The sequence below is a fragment of the Prosthecobacter sp. genome, from assembly GCF_044378005.1.
In the GTDB taxonomy this organism is placed as follows: Bacteria; Verrucomicrobiota; Verrucomicrobiia; order Verrucomicrobiales; family Verrucomicrobiaceae; genus Prosthecobacter.
The window spans coordinates 1-3030 of record NZ_JBILYB010000307.1 but is presented as its reverse complement, the minus strand read 5'-3'; the positions used below and the strand labels follow the sequence as shown (position 1 = coordinate 3030).

The 3030-nt window shown below is 60.8% G+C and carries 1 protein-coding gene; it reads right to left on the bottom strand.

Annotated elements, in window-relative coordinates:
* Positions 1-44: 44 nt before the first annotated feature.
* Positions 45-3030 (bottom strand): DUF1592 domain-containing protein (locus AC6FTP_RS26555; protein WP_497209913.1); only part of this gene is annotated, 2986 nt, incomplete at its 5' end.

Genomic DNA, 3030 nt, shown 5'->3' with positions numbered 1-3030 from the left:
CAGGAAGCGGCGGCGTGGGATCGGGGTGGAGATGTGGGGGAAGTTCATGGCTGGAGTATTGAACCAAGGAAAATGCGGCTTTGCACGAGTGCGTGAATCAGGTCCTTCACACGAAACCCATTCGCGGCGCAGGCATCGAGGATCGCCTCGATTTCTTCGCGATCTGCGAATCCCACGGGCGTGCCGGTGGCGTGGAGGGTGAGGTGTTCGAGGAGGTTTTTGGCGAGTTGGCGAGGGTGGGCGGCGAGGAGGCGTTTGAGTTCGTGGATGTCGTGGAAGGTTTCGCCGGTGGGGAGCTTGCTGGAGGCATCGACGGGCTGGCCGACGAAGTAGGTGTAGGGATGCCCGGCGGGATCGATGCCGGTGATTTTTTCGCCGCGCTCCATGCCGCGATAGCGATCTCGCCAAGCTCCCATGACATCGAAGTTCTCCATGGCGAAGCCGACGGGATCAAACTTCGCGTGACAGGAGGCGCAGGATTTTGACGAGGTGTGTTTGGCGAGTAGATCGCGGATCGTGGTAGCACCACGGATGTCTGGCTCGACGGCGGGCACGCTTTTTGGTGGCGGTGGCGGCGGCTGGCCGAGCAGTTTTTCCATGATCCAAACACCGCGCAGCACGGGTGAGGTGGTGGTGCCATTGGCGGTGTGTTTCATCAACGCGGCTTGCGTGATGAGTCCGCCATAGGGGCTGCCCTTTGGCAAAGTCACGCGCTGCATGGCGGAGCCGCTGACGCGTGGCAGATCGTAGTGCGCGGCGAGGCGATCATTCACAAAGGTGAAGTCGGCGGCGATGACGGTGCTCGCGGGCAGGTTCTCGCGCACCATGGCGCGGAGAAAGGACTGCGTCTCGTGGGCCATCGAATCGACGAGGTAGTCGTCCTTGCGATATTCGGGATACAAACGCTCATCCGGGATGTCGCGGCGCAGTTTGCGCAGGTCGAGCCATTCTTCGGCAAAGGTGCGCACGAACTGCTCGAAGCGCGGATCGGCGATGAGGCGCTCGGTTTGCGCACGCAACATGGCTTTGTCATCCAAACGGCCCTTTTTCGCGAGTTGGGCCAGTTCGTCATCGGGTCGTGAGTTCCAGAGAAAATGCGAGAGACGGCTCGCGATGGCAAATTGGGCATCGGGAGCGTCTTTTCGAGGGTCGGTGAGGTAAAGGCAGGGCGAGGAGCAAAGCAGCGCCTGATAGCCCGCGAGCATCGCATCGGCAAAAGGCGCTCCAGCGGTCATTTTGGCCTGAATGAGCTTCAAAAAGGGCTGGTGGTCCTTCTCGCTCATCGGACGCGAAGCGGCCATCGCGGCGAATCGGCGGAAGAGCTTTTCAGCATCGGCGGCGGTGGCTTTGGCGATCGACACCTCATCAAACAAGACGTGATGCGATGGCGGTGGCCACTGTGCCTCGCTGATCGGGCCTGTGACTTCGAGCCACTGGATCGCGACGCCGCGATGGCCCTCCGGCGGCATCGGCGGGTAATCATAGAAGAAGCCGCCATCGGTGCGGATGAAGGGCACGGGTAAGCCGAGCGGGCTGTATTCAAAGGTCTCGCCTGCTTTGAGATGAATCGTCGTTTCAAAATCACGCGCGTCGGGTTGCAGATCCATCCAGCCACCGGTCTCACGCACATCGCCGGAAACATCGGCTCCTGAAGGCTGCCTGGCGCGAAAACTCATCGCCACGGGGCCATGCGCGGGCACGAGGCGGAAGTCACGCACCTGCCGCACGGCTCGTCCGCGAAAACGCACGCGATACGCACCACTCTCACTGGCTCGGAAACCACGCGGATAGCCGTAGTAAGGCCATGTCGCGGAGCGGAAAAGCGCCATTTCGAGCGTGGGATCGCGGCGCTGCTCCGGTGTCATGTCTTTGAGCTGCGCGTTGGTGATGGGCACCATGCGATTGTCCCTCGCGAAGAACATCGCCTCGCGCTCGCCGAATGTTTCCAGCGTGGGAAAGAGGTCGGTGCCGGTGAAGCGCTGTGTCACCGGCGCTGCGGGTGGTTTGGAGCCGGCAATCGCCGTGCGTAGTGCGGCCTCCGTGGCGTCGAGATAGGCATCGAGTTGCACATGTGACATGTCGAGCAACGCGGAGACCTTGGTGAAACCGTGCGAATCGCGGTCCTCGGGTAGCTTGTCGCGAATGTCGAGCTGCGGCAGCTTGAGCAGCACGCGCAGGTTGTTCTCAAACTCGACCCGCGTGAGCCGGCGAACGGGGCCGCGACCGTTCTTCGCTCGATCAGCCTGCGCGGCGGCGAGTAGGCTCGCGCTGAGTTTCGAGACGACGGCTTGCCGTTCCGCCGTGCTGACCTTCGACTTTTCCGGTGGCGGCATGTCGCCTTTTTCGATGAGGTCAAACACTCGCGTCCACCGGCCTCGTGTCTCGGCCTGACTGAGATCAAAGGCTAGTGCGGTGATGTCGAAGTCGCCTTTCGCCGTGCTGTCGTCATGGCAGTCGATGCAGTGCTGATCAATGAAGCTGTGGATCGGGCTCGTGGAGGCTGATTTTGGAGCGGGTGAGTCAAAGACGTGAACATTCGTGATGTGCAGTTCTTCGAGGCCGCTTTTCTTATCAATGTAGCCGTCGATTTGATCCACCAACTGATCTCGCGTGAGCTTCCAAACGACTTTTCCGGCTGGATCAACCTCCGCCAGCAGATCGCGGCCTTCGTCGGCTTTCTGCATGTGATAATCCCCGCAGGCCATGAGCACATTGCCATTGGCCAGACGTGACAGGCCAAGCGTGTAGCGGCATTGCAGGCCCAGGTCTTCGATGGTCCAGCAGCCGATCTTTTTGCCTTCGCCATCAATGTGTAGCAACTGGCAGCCTGTGGACGTGGCCACCCACAACGAGCCATCCTCCGCCTGCAAGGTGGCAAAGGCCTTCTTCACGGTTGGAGAAGGCTTCAGCAGCGGATCGAGTGGGATCGTCTGCAAAACCTTGCCGGTCTTGGCTTCCACCTTCAGCACCGTTTTGCGTCCGTATTGTCCGACCCAGAAAGCATTGGCACCCGGCACTTCACGAATCATG